This window comes from Nonomuraea africana (assembly GCF_014873535.1).
GTDB classification, from domain to species: domain Bacteria; phylum Actinomycetota; class Actinomycetes; order Streptosporangiales; family Streptosporangiaceae; genus Nonomuraea; species Nonomuraea africana.
Window position 1 is genome coordinate 6,582,442 of sequence record NZ_JADBEF010000001.1, and the last position, 17,872, is coordinate 6,600,313.

At 70.7% G+C, this 17,872-nt stretch carries 16 protein-coding genes; 7 read left to right on the plus strand and 9 right to left on the minus strand.

The window, feature by feature from the left end:
• The first annotated feature begins 42 nt into the window (after positions 1 to 42).
• A complete protein-coding gene (locus tag H4W81_RS31150; RefSeq protein WP_318782064.1) occupies positions 43 to 534 on the plus strand; it encodes a MarR family winged helix-turn-helix transcriptional regulator in 492 nt (163 codons plus the stop codon).
• 3 nt (positions 535 to 537) lie between these two features.
• Here H4W81_RS31150 and H4W81_RS31155 read toward each other — a convergent pair whose 3' ends face one another.
• Positions 538 to 2,331, minus strand: coding sequence for an ABC-F family ATP-binding cassette domain-containing protein (locus tag H4W81_RS31155; RefSeq protein WP_192778079.1), 1,794 nt, complete (start codon positions 2,329 to 2,331; stop codon positions 538 to 540).
• Between the two features lie 68 nt (positions 2,332 to 2,399).
• Complete coding sequence (locus H4W81_RS31160; protein WP_192778080.1) at positions 2,400 to 3,302, minus strand: 4-(cytidine 5'-diphospho)-2-C-methyl-D-erythritol kinase; 903 nt, start codon at positions 3,300 to 3,302, stop codon at positions 2,400 to 2,402.
• A gap of 560 nt (positions 3,303 to 3,862) precedes the next feature.
• Between H4W81_RS31160 and H4W81_RS31165 the strand changes: the two genes are divergently transcribed.
• On the plus strand, positions 3,863 to 4,669 hold the full coding sequence (locus H4W81_RS31165) for an arginase family protein (RefSeq protein ID WP_192778081.1): 807 nt from the start codon (positions 3,863 to 3,865) through the stop codon (positions 4,667 to 4,669).
• Positions 4,670 to 5,058: 389 nt separating this feature from the next.
• Here H4W81_RS31165 and H4W81_RS31170 read toward each other — a convergent pair whose 3' ends face one another.
• Positions 5,059 to 5,808: a TetR/AcrR family transcriptional regulator gene (locus tag H4W81_RS31170; RefSeq protein ID WP_192778082.1), complete on the minus strand. Its 750-nt coding sequence runs from the start codon at positions 5,806 to 5,808 to the stop codon at positions 5,059 to 5,061.
• A gap of 121 nt (positions 5,809 to 5,929) precedes the next feature.
• On the opposite strand from H4W81_RS31170, the gene H4W81_RS31175 reads away from it, so the two are divergent.
• Positions 5,930 to 6,568, plus strand: coding sequence for a GNAT family N-acetyltransferase (locus tag H4W81_RS31175; protein ID WP_192778083.1), 639 nt, complete (start codon positions 5,930 to 5,932; stop codon positions 6,566 to 6,568).
• Between the two features lie 238 nt (positions 6,569 to 6,806).
• Here H4W81_RS31175 and H4W81_RS31180 read toward each other — a convergent pair whose 3' ends face one another.
• Positions 6,807 to 7,241, minus strand: coding sequence for a MarR family winged helix-turn-helix transcriptional regulator (locus H4W81_RS31180; RefSeq protein ID WP_192778084.1), 435 nt, complete (start codon positions 7,239 to 7,241; stop codon positions 6,807 to 6,809).
• Positions 7,242 to 7,325: 84 nt separating this feature from the next.
• Here H4W81_RS31180 and H4W81_RS31185 point away from each other — a divergent pair, with 84 nt between their 5' ends.
• Positions 7,326 to 8,483 (plus strand): MFS transporter, encoded by a 1,158-nt coding sequence (locus H4W81_RS31185; RefSeq protein ID WP_318782065.1) that lies wholly within the window; start codon positions 7,326 to 7,328, stop codon positions 8,481 to 8,483.
• Between the two features lie 173 nt (positions 8,484 to 8,656).
• Here the strand turns inward: H4W81_RS31185 and H4W81_RS49540 are convergent, their stop codons facing one another.
• Both H4W81_RS49540 and rsmA read right to left on the minus strand, forming a co-directional pair.
• A complete protein-coding gene (locus H4W81_RS49540) occupies positions 8,657 to 9,625 on the minus strand; it encodes an NlpC/P60 family protein (protein ID WP_192778085.1) in 969 nt (322 codons plus the stop codon).
• 1,038 nt (positions 9,626 to 10,663) lie between these two features.
• The gene (rsmA, locus tag H4W81_RS31195) at positions 10,664 to 11,530 is read right to left on the minus strand and encodes a 16S rRNA (adenine(1518)-N(6)/adenine(1519)-N(6))-dimethyltransferase RsmA (protein ID WP_192778086.1); all 867 of its coding nucleotides are present in this window, start codon (positions 11,528 to 11,530) and stop codon (positions 10,664 to 10,666) included.
• 59 nt (positions 11,531 to 11,589) lie between these two features.
• Between rsmA and H4W81_RS31200 the strand changes: the two genes are divergently transcribed.
• Positions 11,590 to 13,119, plus strand: a complete 1,530-nt coding sequence (locus tag H4W81_RS31200) for a serine/threonine-protein kinase (RefSeq protein ID WP_192778087.1) — start codon at positions 11,590 to 11,592, stop codon at positions 13,117 to 13,119.
• Entirely contained in the window at positions 13,116 to 14,264 is a 1,149-nt protein-coding gene (locus H4W81_RS31205) for an FG-GAP repeat protein (protein ID WP_192778088.1), read from the plus strand. Before H4W81_RS31200 ends, H4W81_RS31205 begins: the two co-directional genes overlap by 4 nt.
• Here the strand turns inward: H4W81_RS31205 and H4W81_RS31210 are convergent.
• Both H4W81_RS31210 and H4W81_RS31215 read right to left on the minus strand, forming a co-directional pair.
• Entirely contained in the window at positions 14,257 to 15,177 is a 921-nt protein-coding gene (locus H4W81_RS31210) for a resuscitation-promoting factor (RefSeq protein ID WP_192778089.1), read from the minus strand. The two genes, H4W81_RS31205 and H4W81_RS31210, sit on opposite strands and share 8 nt — an antisense overlap.
• A 34-nt stretch (positions 15,178 to 15,211) precedes the next feature.
• On the minus strand, positions 15,212 to 16,069 hold the full coding sequence (locus H4W81_RS31215) for a TatD family hydrolase (protein WP_192778090.1): 858 nt from the start codon (positions 16,067 to 16,069) through the stop codon (positions 15,212 to 15,214).
• Positions 16,070 to 16,100: 31 nt separating this feature from the next.
• Between H4W81_RS31215 and H4W81_RS31220 the strand changes: the two genes are divergently transcribed.
• Positions 16,101 to 16,325 carry a hypothetical protein gene (locus tag H4W81_RS31220; protein ID WP_192778091.1) on the plus strand — a complete coding sequence of 75 codons (225 nt, stop codon included), beginning with the start codon at positions 16,101 to 16,103 and terminating at the stop codon, positions 16,323 to 16,325.
• On the opposite strand, the gene metG is transcribed toward H4W81_RS31220, so the two are convergent.
• Positions 16,322 to 17,857 (minus strand): methionine--tRNA ligase, encoded by a 1,536-nt coding sequence (gene metG, locus H4W81_RS31225; RefSeq protein ID WP_192778092.1) that lies wholly within the window; start codon positions 17,855 to 17,857, stop codon positions 16,322 to 16,324. The genes H4W81_RS31220 and metG overlap by 4 nt on opposite strands.
• Positions 17,858 to 17,872: the final 15 nt, after the last annotated feature.

Sequence of the window (17,872 nt, forward strand, 5' to 3'; positions counted from 1 at the left end):
TCGAGATATATATCTCGATGTCAAGACAGTACACTCGGTGTCATGACGATGGACGAGGTCGACAGATTGGTGGCGTCCTGGCAGCAGGAGCGTCCCGATCTCGACGTGACGCCGCTGCAGGTGCTGAGCCGCGTCTCCCGCCTTGCCCGTCATCTCGACAGGGCGCGGCGGGCCTCCTTCTCCGAGCACGACCTCGAGCCGTGGGAGTTCGACGTGCTCACCGCGCTGCGCAGGGCGGGCAAGCCGTACGAGCTGTCACCCGGGGCGCTGCTGCGCGCCACGCTCGTGACCTCGGGGACCATGACCAACCGCATCGACCGGCTGGCGCAGGCGGGGCTGGTGCGGCGGCGGCCCGACCCCGAGGACCGGCGCGGGGTGCTGGTGTCGCTGACCGACGACGGACGGGCCCGGGTCGACGCGGCCTTCGCCGACCTGCTGCGCCGTGAGCGGGAGCTCCTGGCGGGGCTGGACGCCGATGAGCAGAAGGTCCTCGCGGACCTCCTGCGCACCCTCCTCACGCCCTTCGACACCTAGGGCTCACTCGCCGAGGCGCTCGGCGACCTCCAGCCACTCCGCCTCGACCGCGTCCTTCTCGTTGAGGATGTCGCGCAGCTTGGCGTCGAGCTCGCCCAGCTTGGCGTAGTCGGCGGCGGCGTCGGCCATCGCCGCGTGCAGCTTCTCCTCCTGCCCCGCGAGCTTGTCCAGCTGGCGTTCGAGGCGGCCGAGCTCCTTGCGCAGCTCGCGCTCCTCCTTCGCCGAGGGCCCCGCGGGCTCGGACCGCACCGGCGCTGCCGTCTCGGGCGCGCCGCCAGCGACCCTGGCCGTCACCGCCGAGCCCGCCGCCCTGCGCTGGAGGTACTCGTCGACCCCGCCGGGCAGCATCGACAGCCGCCCGTCGCCCAGCAGCGCCACGCACCGGTCGGCCACGCGCTCCAGGAAGTAGCGGTCGTGGCTGACCAGCACCAGCGTGCCGGGCCAGCCGTCGAGCAGGTCCTCCAGCTCGTTCAGCGTCTCGATGTCGAGGTCGTTGGTCGGCTCGTCGAGCAGCAGGACGTTCGGGTCGTCCATGAGCAGGCGCAGCAGCTGCAGCCGCCGCCGCTCACCGCCCGACAGGTCGCCGACGACCTTCCACTGCGCCTCGCCCTTGAAGCCGAGGCGTTCGAGCAGCTGGGAGGCGGTCCACTCCTTCTTGCCGAGCTGGATGTACTTGCGGATCTGCTCCACCGACTCGAGCACGCGCTGCGCGGGATCGACGTCGGTCAGCTCCTGCGACAGGTAGGCCAGCCGTACCGTCTTGCCCCTGACCACCCGGCCCCCGTCGGGCTTGACCTGGTCGGCCAGCAGGCGCAGCACGGTCGACTTGCCCGAGCCGTTGACGCCGATCAGGCCGATCCTGTCGCCGGGGCCGAACTGGTAGGTGGCGTGGTCGAGCACCAGCGGGCCCGCGTCGGGCCCTCCTGCGTGCAGCGTGACGTCGTCGAGGTCGTAGACCGTCTTGCCGAGCCTGGCCGCGGCGAACTTCATCAGCTCGACGCTCTCCCGCACGGGAGGCTCGTCGGCGATCAGCGCCTGCGCCGCCTCGATCCTGAACTTCGGCTTGGACGTGCGCGCGGGCGGGCCCCTGCGCAGCCAGGCGATCTCCTTGCGCATGAGGTTCTGGCGGCGCTCCTCCGCGGCCTGCGCGATGCGCGCCCGCTCCGCCTTGGCCAGCACGTACGCTGCGTAACCGCCCTCGTAGCGCTCGACCCTGCCGTCGACGACCTCCCACGTCCTGGTGGAGACGGCGTCGAGGAACCACCGGTCGTGCGTCACGACCAGCAGCGCGCTCTTGCGCTGCGCCAGGTGCCCCGCCAGCCACGCGATCGCCTCGATGTCGAGGTGGTTGGTGGGCTCGTCGAGCATGATCAGCTCATGCTCGTCGATGAGCAGCTTCGCCAGCGCCGTACGGCGCCGCTCCCCGCCGGACAGGTCGCCGACCTTGCTCTCCAGGTCGAGATCGCCGATGAGGTTGGCGAGGATCTCCCTGATCGCCTGGTCGCCGGCCCACTCGTGCTCGGCGCGCCCGCCGAGCACGGTCTCGTGGATGGTGCGGCCGGGGTCGAGGTCGTCGCGCTGGGACAGCAGGCCGACCTGCAGGCCCCTGTTGTGCGTCACGCGGCCGGCGTCGGGTTTCACCGTCCCCGCGACCACGGACAGCAGCGTCGACTTGCCGCCGCCGTTGCGGCCGACGACGCCGATGCGCTCGCCGGCCTCCATGCCGAGGGAGACGTCGCTCAGCAGTGGCTTGGGCCCGTAGGCGTGGGAAACCGACTCAAGATTGACCAGATTCATCGCTTCCCAAGGCTATCCTCTCCCTGGTCCGCCCTGGCCCTCCGCGCGAGCGCGCGGCCCGCCGCCGGTCAGACGATCGAGGCGCCCGGCACCGGTCCGTGCGCGGGCACCGCCGTTCGGCACACTCCCGCGCCGGTGAGCGCCACGGCCAGCTCCCTGGCGTGCTCCTCGTCGGCCGCCAGGAACGCGCACGTCGGCCCCGAGCCCGACACGATCGCGCCCAGCGCCCCGCGCTCGCGTCCCGCCTCCAGTGTCCTGGCCAGCGATCCGCGGAGCATCACCGCGGCCGCCTGGAGGTCGTTGCTCAGCTCCGCGCCCAGCGCCCGCGCGTCGCCCTCCTGCAACGCCCGCAGCAGCGGCTCGCTCGCCTGCGGCCAGGCGACCTCTTCTCCCGTGGCCGCCCGCAGCCGGTCGCACTCGGCGTAGACCTTCGCCGTCGACAGCCCGCCGTCCGCGACGGCGAACACCCAGTGGAAGGTGCCCTTGACCGGCAGCGCGGTCAGCTGCTCACCCCGGCCGGTGCCCACCGCCGTACCCCCGAGCAGGGAGAACGGCACGTCGCTCCCCAGGTCGGCAGCGATCTCCATCAGGTCCTCGCGCGGCAGCCCGAGCCCCCACAGCTCGTTGCAGGCCACCAGCGTGCCGGCCGCGTCGGCGCTGCCGCCCGCCATGCCGCCCGCCACAGGGATCGCCTTGCGGATGACCAGCTCGACGCCGTACGTCCGGCCCGCGTGCTTCGCCAGCGCCCTGGCCGCCTGGATGGCGAGGTTGCCGTCGTCCACGGGGACCTGGTCGGCCGACTCGCCCTCGACCCGCACCGAGACCGTCTCCGACTCCTTGGCCACCACCTCGTCGAAGACGGAGACGGCGAGGAAGACGTTCACCAGGTCGTGGAAGCCGTCATCCCGCAACGGGCCGACGGCCAGCTGGACGTTGACCTTCGCGGGCACCCGAACGGTCACGAAACTCATCGATCTTCTGCCACTCTCGGTCGCCTGCGGGTCAAGACCTTCGATGCTAGCGGGACCCACCTCGCCACCACGCCCTTCTCATCGCACACCCCGGTCGCCGACACCGTTGAGCTCCTCCCTCTCGGACCGTGCGCCCGGCCGCGGCTCTCACCTGCCCGACATATCCTGCGAACTCCAAACCAACCACCCACCCGACTCCACATCCCCGGCCCACCAGAACCCATCCACCCGCCCGCGAGGAACCGGATCCACCCGCCCCCGGAGAGCCGGATCCACCCGGATCCACATCACCCACAGACCCGCATCCGTCCAATCCGCAGAACCGGATCCACCCGGATCCACACCACCCACAGACCCGCACCCGTCCAACCCGCAGAACCGGACCCGTCCCAGCAGACCCCGGATCCGCCGATCTCGCAGCAGCCGGAACCCAACCCCGCAGCCCTCGGATCCACACCACCCGCAGAAACCAGGTTCGCCCAATCCCGTAGAACCCGGATCCGCCCGATCCCGTAGAAGCAGGATCCGCCTGATCCCGTACAACAAGGTGAGGTGTACTGATGTCCCAGGTAACGGTCATCGAAGTGCCGCAATGGCAGGGCTCGGCCTCCCCGACCGCGCACCGGCTGCGCGACGGCGCCACGTTGCTCGCCGGGATGATCCCGCACGCCGTACGGCACCTGCGCGTCGACGTCGCCGACGGCCACACCCCCGCCGACCTCGCCACCACCGCGGGCCGGACCCGCGCCGCCCTCGCCCAAGCCCCCAACGGGCTCGTGGTGACCGTCGGCGGCGACTGCGGCATCGACCTCGCCCCCGTCTCCGCCGCCCTCGAGAGGTACGGCGACAGCCTCGCCCTGGTCTGGTTCGACGCCCACGGCGACCTCAACACCCCCGGCTCCTCCCCCTCCGGGGCCTTCCACGGCATGGTCCTGCGCGCGCTGACCGGCGAAGGACACGACACCCTTCTGCCCGAACACCCCATTCGTCCACAGCGGATCGTCCTGGCCGGTGCTCGCGACCTCGACCCGGGCGAACGCGACTTCGTCGCCTCCAGCGGCCTCACCCACCTGAGCGTGGCCGACCTGTCCGACCCCGCCACCCTGGTGCAGGCCGTGGAGGCCACCGGCGCCGGCGCCGTCTACGTCCACATCGACCTGGACGTCCTGGACCCCGCCGTCTTCGCCTCCGTCGGCACCCCCGCTCCGGACGGTCTTCTCCCGGACGACCTCGTCAAGCTGGTCAGGTCGTTGACGGAGCACTTCGAACTGGCGGGGCTCTGCATCACCGAATACGAACCGACCCGCCCCGAGGACCGACTCCTCCTCACCCCACTGATCGCCGCCCTCGTCACCCCCAACCCCTGAACGCCGGCCGCCGATCCTCCAGAACCACGATCGCCCCACCGCCAACGGGAGCCACCCTCAGCTCGTCCCTGAGCACCAGTAGGCCATCTTCCGACTTCGTCTCCCCGGCCCAACACCGGCCGTCAAGCCACCCCTGAACACCAGACGGCGATCCCCGGAGGATCGCGGGGGACGAACGCTCCGCCGTCCAACCCAAGAGCGCCCGGCCGCCCGACCTCAGGGCACGCACAATCGCCCGACCGCAGGACGCTCCGCCGTCCAACCGAGGAACACCCAACCGCCCGACCTCATGGCCGCACAGCCGCCCGACGTCATGGCCGCTCAGTCGCCCGGCCACAGCACGTTCGGTCGCCCGACCCCAGGGCGTTCAGTTGCCCGCCACAGGGCGTTCAGTCGCCCGGTCGAGGGGCGCGTCGGGACATCAGGGCCTCGATTCCGTCGAGCAGCAGATTGAGGCCGAAGAGGAAGTCGGCGTCCTCCGTCCAGCCTTCGGAGTCCCTGAGCAGCCCGGAGCGCATCATGGCCGACAGTGCCGGATACGTCTGGGGGTCGAGCACCTCCGCGAGCACCTCGCCGTAGTCCGTGGCCCCCGTGACCCCTGCGGCGGCGAGTCGCTCACCACCGGCGTTCATCGTGTGGACGAGCGTGGCGTCGGTCAGCGCGTAACCGCTCAGCGCCGTGGCCGCGTTGAACTTCTCAGCGTCGTCGAGCGTGGTGTCGCCCAGCGCGTCCAGGACACGGTCGAGCCAGTACAGCCGCCGCGGACCCATGGGCGGCGTGAGCCCCTGGACGGACAGCAGCCACGGACGCGACAGCAGGAAGTCGCGGTTGGCCCGGGTCCACGCGGCGAGGTAGTCGCGCCACGACAGGTCGCCCCGCTCGGGCGGCGGCGGGACGGCGCTGTCGGCCATGACGGTCAGCAACTCGTCCTTGCTGCCGACATACCGGTACAGCGCCATCGGCGCGACGCCCACCCGGGCGGCGACGCTGCCCATCGAGACCCCGGCCAGCCCTTCGGTGTCGGCGATCTCGATGGCGGCCGCCGTGATCGTCGCCAGGTCCAGACGCGGCCTCGGGCCCCGGCGCGACGCGTGCTCGCGCCCCCACATCCGTGCCACGACAGGCGGCAACTCCACCATCGGACTCCTCTCGCCGACTAATCGTATATGTGATACATAGTACGGCATGCGCAGTCAGCTGGGCCGCTCTCCCCACCGGCGGCCTCGCCGCATCGAGACGCCAAGGAGTGTGTCGGACGACATGGAGATTCGCACGTTCGCGGAGTCCGACCGCGCCGAGTTGCGGGAGCTGTCCCGCCGCGCGGGTGAGGGCGCTCCGACCGCCTCCCTGTGGGGGCACGAGGAGTCCGAGGCCGCCGTCTACCTCGACCCCTACATGGATCTGGAGCCCGGCTCGCTGTACGTCGCCGTGCACGAAGGCGCCCTGGTCGGCTACCTGACGGGCTGCCTCGACAGCTCGGCGTTCCCCAGCGAGAGCGCGCGCATAGACCAGGCCATCAGGACGTACCGGCTCATCTTCCGGGCCAGGCCCGCCGCCTTCTTCGCGCGCAGCATGGCCGACATGGCACGGGCCGCGATCCGGCGCGAACCCACCGCCGAAGACTTCACCGATCCACGGTGGCCCTCCCACCTGCACATCAACGTGGCGCCCGCAGCCAGGGGAGCCGGCGCCGCCGACGGGCTGATGAACAGATGGCTCGATCGACTCAGAGACGCCGGATCACCCGGCTGTCACCTGCAGACCTTGGTCGAGAACACCCGCGCGGTGCGGTTCTTCGAACGCATGGGCTTCACTCCGTACGGCCCGACTCCGCTGGTTCCCGGCCTCAGACACGCCGGCAAGCGAATCCACCAGCAGACGATGGTCTGGGCTCCATGACCTCGCCCGTCCCTGGCGCCCAACCGGAACCCGGGCCCGACGATGACTGGGCTCCTTGACCGCACCCATCCCTTGCGGATCAACCGGAACCCAGGCCCGGATGACTGGGTTCCATGACCGCGCCCGTCCAACCGAGTCCCGGAGTCCCGCCGGGAAGCCCCGCCGGACCGAGGGGGGACACAAACCTCCAAGCAGCACATGAATCACCAAGGGCGGCTGAAGGCCCTGAATGTGGCTCCTAGTGGCGCTCGACGAGCGTCCGCAGCAGGTCGCGCAAGGATTCCTGCTGGTCGGCGGTGAGCGGAGTCAGCGGGGACCCGGTGTCCAGATGCTGCAGAACCTCCACCCGGAGGCGCTGCCCGGCCTGCGTGAGCACGATCTGCTTGGCGCGCCGGTCCGTCGGGTGCGGTCGGCGCTGGATCAGGTCCTGCTGTTCGAGCCGGTCGAGGACGAACGTCGCGTTCGACGCCTCGCAGGACATCCTGGTGGCCAGTTCACGCGCGGTGATCGGCTCCGACAACTCGCGGAGCGCGACCACCTGCGTGGCCGTGAGACCGAGCTCCTCGGCGACGCGGCGCACGTGGACATCGAGCCTCTGCACGAACTGGTGGACCAGCTTGCACACGTCGCGATCGAGCTCACCGTCCGCCGTCAGATCCGCCTGCTTTGCCATGCCGCAAAGTATACCGCTCTTACTTCGAACTATGATAGTTCTAGTTCGCATCATCCGAACTAGAACCATGTTGGAGTGCCCGCTGTGCCACTTCCTGTCCTGTCACTGATGCTGGTGGTCTTCAGCCTCACGACCGGCGAGTTCGTGATCGCCGGCATCCTCCCGGACGTAGCCGCCGACCTGTCGGTGTCGATCCCCGCCGCCGGCCTGCTGACGACCGCCTACGCGCTGGGCATGATCGTCGGTGGCCCGGTGGTCACCGTGCTGACGGCGCGACTCGCCCGCAAACCGCTCGTCGTCGGCCTCATCACCGTGTCCGTACTCGGGAACCTCGGCTCCGCCGTGGCGCCCAACCACCCCGTCCTGCTGGTGTCGCGCTTCGCCGCCGGCCTGGTCGTGGCCACGTTCTTCGCCATCGCGATCGCCACCGCCGTCTCTATGGCGCCCCCGAACCGACAGGCCTCCACCGTGGCGAAGGTGGCCCTGGGTATGAACCTGGGCATCATCCTCGGCACCCCGATCGGCACCCTCATCGGCCAGAACCTCGGCTGGCGGGCGACCTTCGTCGCCGTTGCCGCGTTCAGCGCCGCCGCCTTGCTGATGGTGCTGCGGTTCGTCCCCGCCCAGCCCGCGGCCGAGACGGGACCGGTCCTCGGTGAGCTGCGCGTGTTCGCGAGCCGGGACGTCCAGCTCGCCATCGCCCTCACCGCGGTGGGCAACGTGGGGGTCGTGACCGTCTTCACCTTCATCGCCCCCTTGCTCACCGACGTCAGCGAGTTCACTGGCGGTACGGTCCCGGTGCTGCTGCTGGTGTACGGCGCGGGCGCCACCGTCGGGAACTTCGTCGGCGGATGGTTGTCGGACCGCGCCCTGATGCCGTCGCTGGCTGGGCTGCTCGCCGTACTGGCAGGCGTCTTGGCGCTGTTCTGGCTCGTCAGCGGGTTCCAGGTGCCTGCGGCGATTCTGACCTTCGTCATGGGTGTCCTGGCCTTCGCGATCATCCCGGGCATGCAGACCCGCGTCATGACCACGGCCGGCGCGGCCCCGACACTGGCGGTGGCGGTCAACGCCTCGGGCTTCCAGCTCGCCGCCGCGTTCGCCGGATGGCTGGGCGGGTGGGTCATCACCGGCGATCTGGGACTGCGCTCGATCTTCCTCGTCGGCGCCCTGTTCACGGTGGCCGGCCTGGCCATCGCCTTGTACATCCTCCGCCGCGACCGCCAACCAGCTGTGCATGCGTGATGCCGTCGGAGCCATCCCTACCAGAGACACCCGGACCAGCGCAGCCCCGAGAAGACCCGACGTGACGACCCGCGATCTCGCCATTCGGTTACCCGGCAGACGTCAACCGAGGCGTACGGCCAGGCCCTTCGAGGTGCTGTGAAGGGCCCGGCCGCTCGGTTGGACGGCTGACGTCAACCGGGGCGTACGGCGCCGCGATAGCGGGGGCGGTAGTACGTGGAGTCGAGGAAGTCGGTCTTCTTGACCACGTCGCCCGTCTTGGGTGCGTGGATCATGATCCCGTTGCCCAGGTAGAGGCCGACGTGAGTGGGGTCGCCGGTGCCGCCGCCGAAGAAGACGAGGTCGCCCCGGCGCAGGTCGGACAGGCGGATGCGCTTGCCCTGACGGAACTGGGTGCCGGTGTAGTGGCCGAGCTTCACCCCCGCTCGGGACCAGGCGTACAAGGTGAGGCCGGAGCAGTCGAAGCCGACTGTGCCCGCTCCTCGACCGATGCCCCGGCTGGGTCCTGCGGGGGTCCCGCCGCCCCAGGAGAAGGGGGTGCCCAGCCGGGCGATGGCGGCGGTGGCGGCCAGATCGCCCTTGGAGCGGGGACTTCTCTTCTTTCCGGGCGGCCTGTGGTCGCTGCGCTTTTTCGGGGTCGCTCTGTCGCGTGAGGGCGGCGTCCCTGGGCGTGTCCTGTCCGACGGGTGCACGCCGGGCCGTGTCCGATCCGCGGAAGGCGCACCCGCGGAAGGCGCACCTGGCCGAGGCCGATCCCCTACAGGCCAATTCGAGCGCGAGGGATCCATGGATGGCGCACCTGGTCCAGGCCGATCAAGCACAGGCCAGTCCGGGTGAGGGAGATCTATGGATGGCACATCCTGGCGATAACCATCCGTGAAGGGCCGGCCTGGGAGAAAGTGATTGTCCGAGGGGGTGGCGGGGTGGAGGCGCGCTGGGGCCGTGGGCGAGGAAGGGGCGGTCGACCAATCGGCGTAAGGATGGGCGGCGGCTGGCGTGACTCGCACGAGGGCTGTGGGATGAGGCGAGACCCTAAGCCATGACGGGGCGTGAGGGATGTGGTTCTGCCAACTGGCGAGCCAGGCGGAGATGGTGTCGTGGACTGCGGCTCGGGAGCCGGGGTCCGTGTCGCTCATGCGCATCACGGACCATGGCCTGGGCGTATCGGGCGTGGAGGCGGACCGCAGGTCGGACTCGGGCGAGGGCGACACCCGGCCAGGTGTGAGCCACCACGGCACCTGAACAGAAGCCGGCCTGGAAACCTGGCCCGAAGCTAGCCTGGGTACCTGCCTAGACACGAGCTGGGGCCCTGGCGTGGGATCAGCGGCGTGTCTGTGGCCTGGCGGCGCATCGGGGGCGAGTCTGTGTCCCGGCGTTGGGCTCGGCGTGGCCGGGTGCCAGGGCGGCGAGGCGGTTGGCGATTTTCGTTCGAGTGAGCAGGCTTGCGGTGGCAGGGTGATCGTTAGCTCGACGGTGGGGCTGGGGTCCTTGATGACGGGGCGTACGGCGTGGGTGAGGTGGGAGGCGGGGGTGTTGTCCTCCTGTCGCCATGCCTTCAGCAGCGGTGCGTAGGCGGCGGGCAAGGAGATCGTGCGCAGGCATGACGCCTGGGCAGGGATGATCGTCGCCGGGCCTGGTGAGGCGGCGCTCAGCGTTGCGAGAAAACCGATGGTGAGCCACATCAGAGCCTCCTGAGCATTGGAAGGGAGGCTCAGGATCGTGCGGAGGGGGTGTGGCTTGCCGGGCCGAGCGTGGTTCTGTGGACAGAGGTGCCAGACGGGGCCGAGGGCTGTGGATCGTGCGAAGGCGGAACCAGGCGCTGGCTTGGGATCGCGGGAGGGCTAACCCAGGCGGTGGCTGAGGGTCGAGTGGCTAGGGGGTGACTGCGCCGCACACCGTGGCGACGGGCGGAGAGCGGCGATCTGGCCGATGCGCGTCGACCGGGCGACCGGCGGCGGGGCGGCGGCTGGGGCAGCTGCGGCTCGTCGCGGCCTGCCTACGCCTGTCACACCCGTCGCGGCAGTCTCCGGGGCCGTTTCGGTCCACCTCGGACCGTCGCCGTCCATCACCGCCCGTGGCGACAGTCTCCGCGGACCGTTGCGGTTCACCCTGAACCGTCGCCGCCCATCACCGCTCGAGGGCCGTCACGGACCGCCGCCGGCCGTCTCGATACCTCCGGACTACTTCTCCAGGTGTTCGGCGATCCGGGCGAAGGCTGTGATGTCCAGTTGCTCGCCGCGGGTCGACGGGTCCACCCCCGCCGCTCTCAACGCCTCCTCCGCCCGCCCAGGCGACCCGAACAACGACCCGAGCGCCGCCCGCAACGTTTTCCTCCGCTGCGCGAAAGCCGCGTCCACCACCGAGAACACCTGCTTCCGAGAAGCGCTGGTCACCGGCGGATCGCGGCGCTCCAGGGACACCAGCCCAGAGTCCACGTTGGGAACCGGCCAGAACACCGTCCTGCCCACCGGGCCCGCCCGCCTGACGTCGGCGTACCAGGCGGCCTTCGCGGACGGCACGCCGTACACCTTGGAGCCGGGCGGGGCAGCGAGGCGGTCGGCGACCTCGGCCTGCACCATGACCAGGCCCTTGCGCAGCGAGGACAGCACCTCCAGCAGGTGGAGGACCACGGGCACGGAGACGTTGTACGGCAGGTTGGCGACCAGCGCTGTCGGGGTATAGCCGGAAAAGTCGTCGGGGCCCACCTTCAACGCGTCGGCACCGACGACCGTCAGCCTGTCACCGAGCCCTCGGGAGTCGACGGTCAGGGGAAGCTGCCCGGCCAGCACCGGGTCGATCTCGACGGCGACCACGTGCGCGACCTCGGGCAGCAACGCCAGAGTGAGCGAGCCCAGCCCAGGACCCACCTCGATCACCACGTCGTCGGACGACAGCCCGGCCGTCCGCACGATGCGGCGGACGGTGCCGCCGTCGATCACGAAGTTCTGACCGAACTTCTTTGTCGGGCGAAGATCGAGCTTTTCCGCCAAATTACGTATTTCAATCGGCCCCAGCAGGCTCACAATGGCACTCCCCCTATCACCCATTCAGTCTCGCGCATCCGTGAGGCATCGAAGAACCGGAGGGTAGGAGGGAGGATGGGGAGATGAAGCCGATGGGCCCCGCACCCCTGCGTCCCACCGATGCGCGCCAGATCGGGCCGTACCGCCTGCTCGGGCGCATCGGCGAGGGCGGCATGGGCACGGTGTTCCTGGCCATCGCCCCCACGGGACGGCCGGTCGCGGTCAAGGTGGTGAAGGCGGAGTTCGCCAACCAGAAGGGATTCGCCGCGCGATTCCACGCGGAGGTGGACAACGCGCGCAGAGTCGCCTCCTTCTGCACCGCGCAGGTGCTCGACAACGGCAACGACAGCGCGGGCAGGCCGTACATGGTGACCGAGTACATCGCGGGCGTGCCGCTGTCGGAGCAGATCAGCGAGTTCGGCGCGCTGGAGCCCGCCGCGCTGCACGGGGTGGCGCTGGGGGTGGCCGCCGCGCTGGCCGCCATCCACGTGGCGGGGCTGGTGCACCGCGATCTGAAACCGGCCAACGTCATCCTGTCGATGTCGGGCCCGAGGGTGATCGACTTCGGCATCTCCCGCGCGCTCGACCGTGAGAGCAACTTCACGCTCTCGGGCGAGCTGCTGGGCAGCCCGGGCTGGTGGGCGCCCGAGCAGGTGCGGGGTCAGCAGATCACGCCGGCGGCGGACATCTTCACCTGGGGGTGCCTGGTGGCGTACGCGGGCAGCGGCCGCCACCCGTTCGGGCGCGGCGACGCGGTCACGCTGGCCACCAGGGTGCTGCACCAGACCCCCGACCTCGGCGCGCTGCCCGCGCCGCTCAACGACCTCGTACGGCGGGCGACCGCGATGGATCCGCTGCTCCGCCCCACCGCCCAGGACCTGCTCCTGGCACTGGTCGGCGGGCGCCTGCCCACCCGCGACCAGTCCACCCGCGACCAGTCCACCCGCGGCCAGTCCACAGGCGAGTCCACGCGCGTCGCCACCGATCTCCTCGACCGGAACTGGGCGCCCCCGCCCAACGTCGCCGACACCGCCGTGCGGTCCACGTCGATCCTGCGGCAGGACAGGGAGCAGGCGCCCCCGCCGCCGCCGGAGAAGGCGCGGCCGAAGAGCAGGCGCTGGCTGGCGGCGGCGGCCGCCGCCGCGGTCGCGCTGATCGTCACGATCGTCGTCCTGCTCGTCGGCAACCCGTCCGAGCCCCCCTCGGCGCCGCGGGGAGCCCCCACCCTCGTCGCGCCCGACTCGGGCAGGCGGTTCAACCTCGGCACCGCACTCGACGATCCGCAGTTCCTCCTCACCGGTCAGCCCCGCTGCGGCCTGACCGACTACCAGGGCACGAGACCCGCCAACGGCAGGTTCTGTGTGATCGGCTGGGCCATGCTGAACCCCGGCGGCACCCAGCGGGCGATCGGCTCCTCCGGCGTCACGCTCGTCGACGACAGGGGCGCCAGGCACCAGGCCGCGGCCGCCTCCACCAAGCTGCCCGCCACCGTCGCGCCGGGCGAGCGGATCGACGGGGTCTTCGTCTTCGACCTGCCGCCCCAGCGGCTGCCCTCGATGCTGGAGGGCACGCTGATGCAGGGCGGCCGGCGAATCGAGGTGCGTCTGTCGTGATCCGCACCCTGCTGACCCTGGTTCTCTTAGTGAGCGGCCTGTCCGGACAGACGACCGTGGGAGCGTGCACGGGCGACGTCGTCGTGGGCGACCCCTTCGACGCGGCGGGCTCGGTCCACCGCCTGTCCGGCGGCGCGTTCGTCCCCGTCGCGCCGCCCGAGTTGGGCAAGGCTGACGCTTTCGGCTGGTCGGTGGCGATGGCCGAGGTCGACGGCGACGGCTGCGACGACCTGCTCGTCGGCGCGCCGTACGCCGACGTGGACGGCAAGAAGGACGCGGGAGCCGCCTACCTGCTGACCAGCAAGGGCGCCAAGGTACGGCTGACCGCCCCCGAGCCCCAGCAGGACGCCCATTTCGGCTGGACGGTGGCCGCGAAGGGCAACCTGGTGGCGGTGTCGGCCCCGTACGAGGATCTGGCAGACGTGAAGGACTCCGGCGCGGTCTACGTCCGCAGGGGCGAGGCGCCGCTGCGCAGGATCGGCCAGGACACGCCCGACGTGCCAGGCAATCCCGAGGTGGGCGACCAGTACGGCTGGGCGCTGGCCTTCGGCGCGGGAAACAGCCTGGTCGTGGGCGTGCCGTACGAGAACGACGACGGCGACGGCGTCCAGGTCGAGGCGGGCAAGCTCGACTCGGGCTCGGTGACCCTGCTCGCCGACATCACCGCCCAGCGGCTCTCGGGCACCAAGTGGGAGCCGCCGGACCGCGCGGCGGGCGACAGGTTCGGCTACGCGGTCGCCTACGTCGAGGGCGCGGGCATCGCGGTCGGCGCGCCGCAGGGCGGCTTCGTGCAGCTGTTCGACAATGCGGTCAAGCCGACGAGGAAGGTGACGGGCGAGGGCGCGTTCGGCTTCTCCCTCGCCGCCTCGCGGGACGGCAGGCTCGCCGTCGGCGCGCCCTTCGCGGGAGGCACCGGCGCGGTGCGCATCCTGTCGGTGGCCGACGAGTCCGTCGACCGGCTCCTGACGCCCGCGCAGGGTGCGAGGTTCGGCTGGTCGGTCACCTTCTCGGGCAACCAGCTGGTCGCGGGCGCCCCCGACGACCAGCCGTACGGCACGATGGGCATCGCGGGGCGCAACGCCGACACCGTCGAGCTGCTCAAGCCCCCGAAGGGCGCCGAGTTCGGCGCCTCCGTGGCTAGCTGAACAGCCGGGCGCCGCAGTGCGGCCACTGCGCCTGCCAGCGCCCGCCCACCCGCTGGTAGAGCAGCTGCGCCCGGTAGGTCTGCTCCTCGGCCGGCCAGACGTGCGGCGTGCTCACGCCGCCCACCGCCAGCCACATCTGCAGGCCGAACTGGTACAGGCCGTAGTAGGGCCCTGAGGGGTTGAAGGCGCGCGGATCGCCTCCCGACTCGCACGCGGCGAGCGCCGCCCAGTTGAGCGCCGCCACCTCCGGCCGGATCGGGATCGTGTGCGGCGGCGCGACGGGGCCCGGCGCGTCGACCCTGATGACCGTGCCGCGGCGGGGAAAGCTGTCGAGCGGCGGGGTGATCCGGTAGCCGTCGCCGTAGCGCACCCGGTTCTCCCGCAGCACGCCCCTCACGGTGGCGCTGGTGGTCGTGGTGGTGAGGCGGCGGCCGTTCGCGATCACATGGACCCGGCGCGGGGTCAGCATCGTCACCGACATCCCCGACAGCGGCACCGTGCCTTCCCTCGAGACCGACAGCCTGCTGCCCGTGTGCTTGATGGCGAGCTCGTCGAGCGCGCCGCCGACGCTCATGGCGGTGACGACGTGCCTGGCGGTACGGCCGTCCACGGTCAGGGTGATCGGGCGGGCGTGGCGGACCACGATCGTCGCCCCGTCGCTGATCGGGGTGTGGGCGTCAGGGTGGAGGTAGTCGTTGTCGCCCAGCGAGACCCCCGCCTCCTCGAGCACCTCGCCGACCGTGCCCGCGGTGCTGCGCAGCGCCATGGCCTTGCCGTCCACGACCAGCGCGACGTCGTCGCCCGATCCGGCGACGACCGAACCGACCAGCGCGAGCGCGGCGGCCCCGTACCCGGCCATCGCCCACCCCGAGCCCCAGGCGGATCTGGGTGCGCGGCGTCGTCCTCTAGCCATCACCCGCGCGAGGTTAGCCGAGGACGGCCGGGACTCACTGGGAGATGCCGAAGACCGTCTCTCCGTTGGCGTTCACGGCTTCGCACAGCTCGTCGACTGGCACATCCTTGACCTCGGCCACACACCGCAGGGTGAGCGGCATGAGGAAGGGCGCGTTGGGCCTGCCGCGGTGCGGGACCGGCGGCAGGTACGGCGCGTCGGTCTCGACCAGGATCAGCTCCTTGGGCGCGACCCTGGCCGCCTCGCGCAGGTATGCGGCGTTCTTGTAGGTGACGGGCCCGGAGAAGGACATGAAATATCCGGCCTCGACGCACTTCTTGGCCATTTCGGCGTCGCCCGAGTAACTGTGGAAGACCACGCGATCGGGCGCCCCCTCGGCGGCGAGCACCTTGAGCACGTCGTCGTGCGCGTCGCGGTCGTGGATGACCAGTGCCTTCCCGGTGCGCTTGGCGATCTCGATGTGCGCGCGGAAGCTGGCGTGCTGGTCGTCCTTCGAGGCCCAGTCGCGGTAGTAGTCGAGCCCTGTCTCGCCGATCGCCCGCACGCCGGGCTCACCCGCCAGCGCCTCGATCTCGGCCAGCACCTCGGGCGTGGCCGCGTGCGCCTCGTTCGGGTGGATGGCCACGCCCGCGTAGACGTCGTCGTGGCCGGCGGCCACCCGCGCGCCCCAGACCGACGACGGCAGGTCGTAGCCGATCGTCACGAGCCTGGTGACCCCGGCCGCGCGGGAGTCGGCCAGGATGCTCTCCACGCTGGCCGAGGCCGCCTGCGCGGCCTGGGCCACGGGGTCCCCCGACGAGGCCTGCCTGTTGCCCACCATGATGTCGAGGTGGCAGTGACTGTCGAAGACGGGCGTGCTCAGCGGCTCTGGCGCGACGGGAAGCTTGCTCACTCACCCAAAGGTACCGGGGAGAATCAGCTCCATGCGGTTTCGGGATCCTGGGCGTCACCGCGGCATGGCGCGCCGACGGCACATCGGTGCCGCTGAGTCGGGCGAGAGCGCGGGCAGGTGGATGGTGCCGGAGAACCGGTCCATGGCGTGGTTCCTCAACCAGAACTACCGGCTGCTCCCCTACCTGCCCTGGAAGGGCATGATCGCCAAGTCGGTCAGGAAGACGGCGTCGGCCGTCTCCCTGAAGGACTACTAGCTCTCGAGGCGCGGGAAGAGGATCTCGCCCTTGACGACGCGCGCGCCCGCGGGCAGCCTGCCCCACTCGCCCGCCTCGGCCACGCGCTGCTCGGCCAGGGCGCCCAGGTGCTCCTCGGCGCCCAGTGAGGCCCACAGCTTCTCCGCGGTGCCCGGCATGACCGGGTTGAGCAGCACCGCGACCGCGCGCAGCGACTCGGCGGCGGTGTAGAGGATGGTCGCCAGCTTCGCGCGGCCCTCCTCCGAGGTGTCCTTGGCCACCTTCCACGGCTCCTGCTCGCTGAGGTAGCCGTTGACCAGCTTCACGAAGTCGAAGACGGCGCCGAGCCCGCCGGCGAAGTCGAGGTCGTCGCCGATCGCCTTGTCGGCCTTGGCGACGGTCGCGGCCAGCGCGTCGGCGATCGGCTGCTCCTTCTGCCCCGCGGGCAGCGCGCCGTCGAAGTACTTGCCGACCATCGCCGCCACCCTGGAGGCCAGGTTGCCGAAGTCGTTGGCCAGTTCGGAGGTGTAGCGGGCGGAGAAGTCCTCCCACGAGAACGAGCCGTCCTGCCCGAACGGGATCGCCCGCAGGAAGTAGTAGCGGTAGGCGTCGACGCCGAAGTGGTCGGTGAGCTGCCGCGGCGAGATGCCGGTCAGGTTGGACTTGCTCATCTTCTCGCCGCCGACCATCAGCCAGCCGTTGGCGAAGACCTTGCCGGGCAGCGGGAGACCGTTGGCCATCAGCATCGCGGGCCAGATGACCGCGTGGAAGCGCAGGATGTCCTTGCCGACCAGATGGACGTTGGCCGGCCAGATCTGGTCGAAGCGCGCCGGGTCGGAGCCGTAGCCGACGGCGGTGGCGTAGTTGAGCAGGGCGTCGACCCACACGTAGATGACGTGCTTGTCGTCCCACGGGATCGGGATGCCCCAGTCGAAGGTGGACCGGGAGATCGACAGGTCCTGCAGGCCGGTCCTGACGAACTGCACGACCTCGTTGCGCGCCGAGGCGGGCTGGATGAAGTCGGGGTTGGCCTCGTAGAACTCCAGCAGGCGCTCGCCGTACTCGGAGAGCTTGAAGAAGTAGTTGTCCTCGCGCAGCCACTCGACGGGCCGCTTGTGGATCGGGCAGAGGTCGCCCTCGAGCAGGTCGCCGGGGGTCTTGAACTCCTCGCAGCCCACGCAGTAGGGGCCCTCGTAGCCGCCCTTGTAGATCTCGCCCTTGTCGTAGAGGTCCTGGACGAACTCCTGGACCCGCTCGGTGTGCCGCTTCTCCGTGGTGCGGATGAAGTCGTCGTTGGCGATCTGGAGGTGCTGCCAGAGCGGCTTCCACGCCTCGTCGACGAGCTTGTCGGCCCACTCCTGCGGTGTGACGCCGTTGGCCTCGGCGGTGCGCATGATCTTCTGGCCGTGCTCGTCGGTGCCCGTGAGGTACCACACCTGCTCGCCGCGCTGGCGGTGCCAGCGCGTCAGCACGTCGCCCGCGACGGTCGTGTAGGCGTGGCCCAGGTGCGGAGCGTCGTTGACGTAGTAGATCGGCGTGGAGACGTAGAACATGACACCAAGCCTAAG

What these genes read in the sequence shown, in the direction of transcription:
- H4W81_RS31150 (WP_318782064.1), top strand. Translation starts at nt 43, where the DNA reads ATGACGATGGACGAGGTCGACAGATTGGTGGCGTCCTGGCAGCAGGAG.
- H4W81_RS31155 (WP_192778079.1), bottom strand. Translation starts at nt 2,331, where the DNA reads ATGAATCTGGTCAATCTTGAGTCGGTTTCCCACGCCTACGGGCCCAAG.
- H4W81_RS31160 (WP_192778080.1), bottom strand. Translation starts at nt 3,302, where the DNA reads ATGAGTTTCGTGACCGTTCGGGTGCCCGCGAAGGTCAACGTCCAGCTG.
- H4W81_RS31165 (WP_192778081.1), top strand. Translation starts at nt 3,863, where the DNA reads ATGTCCCAGGTAACGGTCATCGAAGTGCCGCAATGGCAGGGCTCGGCC.
- H4W81_RS31170 (WP_192778082.1), bottom strand. Translation starts at nt 5,808, where the DNA reads ATGGTGGAGTTGCCGCCTGTCGTGGCACGGATGTGGGGGCGCGAGCAC.
- H4W81_RS31175 (WP_192778083.1), top strand. Translation starts at nt 5,930, where the DNA reads ATGGAGATTCGCACGTTCGCGGAGTCCGACCGCGCCGAGTTGCGGGAG.
- H4W81_RS31180 (WP_192778084.1), bottom strand. Translation starts at nt 7,241, where the DNA reads ATGGCAAAGCAGGCGGATCTGACGGCGGACGGTGAGCTCGATCGCGAC.
- H4W81_RS49540 (WP_192778085.1), bottom strand. Translation starts at nt 9,625, where the DNA reads ATGCGCATGAGCGACACGGACCCCGGCTCCCGAGCCGCAGTCCACGAC.
- rsmA (WP_192778086.1), bottom strand. Translation starts at nt 11,530, where the DNA reads ATGGGTGATAGGGGGAGTGCCATTGTGAGCCTGCTGGGGCCGATTGAA.
- H4W81_RS31200 (WP_192778087.1), top strand. Translation starts at nt 11,590, where the DNA reads ATGAAGCCGATGGGCCCCGCACCCCTGCGTCCCACCGATGCGCGCCAG.
- H4W81_RS31210 (WP_192778089.1), bottom strand. Translation starts at nt 15,177, where the DNA reads ATGGCTAGAGGACGACGCCGCGCACCCAGATCCGCCTGGGGCTCGGGG.
- H4W81_RS31220 (WP_192778091.1), top strand. Translation starts at nt 16,101, where the DNA reads ATGCGGTTTCGGGATCCTGGGCGTCACCGCGGCATGGCGCGCCGACGG.
- metG (WP_192778092.1), bottom strand. Translation starts at nt 17,857, where the DNA reads ATGTTCTACGTCTCCACGCCGATCTACTACGTCAACGACGCTCCGCAC.